The following is a 1,360-nucleotide window of genomic DNA, read 5'->3' as shown; positions in this document are numbered from 1 at the left end:
GAAGGCGAGGGCGGACCCGAGCGCGAGCTCGCGGACCCCGCCCGCGGCGAGCGAGAGCGCGTCCGTCGCCGCCGGGGCCGCGCCGGCCGCGGAGACGGCCGCGCCGAGGCCCGCGGCGAGCGCGACGCGCACCACCGGCGGGACGAGCGGGCCGCCGAGGAAGGGTGACGCCAGGGCCACCGGGAGGAGGCGCAGGGCGGCGAGGAGCGCGCCCGGGGCGCGGGCCGCGAGCTCGGGAGGGAAGGGCGGGGTCACGAGGCGATCCGGGGCAGGAGGTCGAAGCAGCTTCGGGCGAACTGGACGACGCGCGCGCCGATCCAGGGCGCGGCGACGGCGAGCGCCAGGAACACGGCCGCGAGCCGCGGCACGACGCCGACGGTGGGCTCCTGGATCTGCGTCGCCGCCTGGAGGACGCCGGTGACGAGGCCCACGGCGAGGGCGGCGAGGAGCGGCGGCGCGGACACCGCGAGGACGAGGAGGAGCGCCTCGCGGCCGACGTGCAGGAGGGCGGGGTCCATGGCGATCACCCGGCGTACGAGAGCGCGAGCGCGCGCGCGAGGAGCTTCCAGCCGTCGACGGCGACGAAGAGGAGGAGCTTGAAGGGCAGGGCGACGGAGGTGGGGGAGAGCTGGGTGAGCCCGAGCGCCAGGAGCACGTTCGAGACGACGAGGTCGACGACGAGGAACGGGACGAACACGAGGAAGCCGATCGTGAACGCCCGGCGCAGCTCCGACACCACGAAGGCCGGGGCGAGGACCGCGAACTCCTGCTCGCCCGGCGGCGTGGCGCCCGGCCCGCGCAGCCGGCGGGCGACGTCCACGAACGCGGCGCGATCGTCGGGCCGCGCGAACCGCGCCAAAAACCCGCGGAGCGGCTCGGCGCCGCGCTCGACCTGCGCGAGCGTGCCCGCGATCCCGCGCTCCGCGGGGGCGGCCTCGCGCATGGCGGCGACCGCGCGCTCGCCGACCGGCGCCATCACGAGCGCCGTCAGCACGAGGGCGAGGCCGGTGACCGCCGTGTTCGGAGGGACCTGCGGCGCGCCGAGGGCGGAGCGGGCGATCGAGAGGACGACGACGATCTTGAGGAACGAGGTCAGCATGACGAGCGCGGCGGGGACGACGGCGAGCGCGGCGAGCAGGACGAGCAGCTCGGCGGGCCGGTCCGCCACGGGGCCGGCGGCGAGGGCGAGCGGCGTCACGGCGCGCTCCCTTCCGGCGACGCCCTCCGCGATTCGGCGAGGAGCTGGACCCCCGAAGGTCCGTAGCCCACCACGAGTCGCCGGCCGTCCACCTCGACGAGCGCGACGCCGGCGTCGCGGCCGAGCGAGGCCCGGGAGACGAGCGCGAGTGCGGTCGTCGCC

The 1,360-nt window shown here is 77.7% G+C and carries 3 protein-coding genes and 1 pseudogene; all 4 read right to left on the bottom strand.

Annotated features, from left to right (window positions below; all coding sequences use genetic code 11):
- Positions 1-255 (bottom strand): annotated as a pseudogene (locus tag MNZ39_RS24045) (type III secretion protein); the annotation flags it as partial.
- Positions 252-518, bottom strand: a complete 267-nt coding sequence (locus tag MNZ39_RS24040; protein ID WP_242341604.1) for a flagellar biosynthetic protein FliQ — start codon at positions 516-518, stop codon at positions 252-254. The gene MNZ39_RS24040 and the pseudogene MNZ39_RS24045, both read right to left, overlap by 4 nt.
- Positions 519-523: 5 nt before the next feature.
- Positions 524-1,198 (bottom strand): EscR/YscR/HrcR family type III secretion system export apparatus protein, encoded by a 675-nt coding sequence (locus MNZ39_RS24035; protein ID WP_242341603.1) that lies wholly within the window; start codon positions 1,196-1,198, stop codon positions 524-526.
- Positions 1,195-1,360 (bottom strand): flagellar biosynthetic protein FliO (locus MNZ39_RS24030; protein WP_242341605.1); only part of this gene is annotated, 166 nt, incomplete at its 5' end. The genes MNZ39_RS24035 and MNZ39_RS24030, both read right to left, overlap by 4 nt.

The sequence above is a fragment of the Anaeromyxobacter sp. SG66 genome (assembly GCF_022690805.1).
In the GTDB taxonomy this organism is placed as follows: domain Bacteria; phylum Myxococcota; class Myxococcia; order Myxococcales; family Anaeromyxobacteraceae; genus Anaeromyxobacter; species Anaeromyxobacter soli.
The sequence above is the reverse complement of the archived record's forward strand: the minus strand, read 5'-3'. Positions and strand labels throughout refer to the sequence as shown.

Excerpts from the sequence above, each read along its gene's own strand:
- MNZ39_RS24040 (WP_242341604.1), bottom strand. The coding sequence starts at position 518 with ATGGACCCCGCCCTCCTGCACGTCGGCCGCGAGGCGCTCCTCCTCGTC.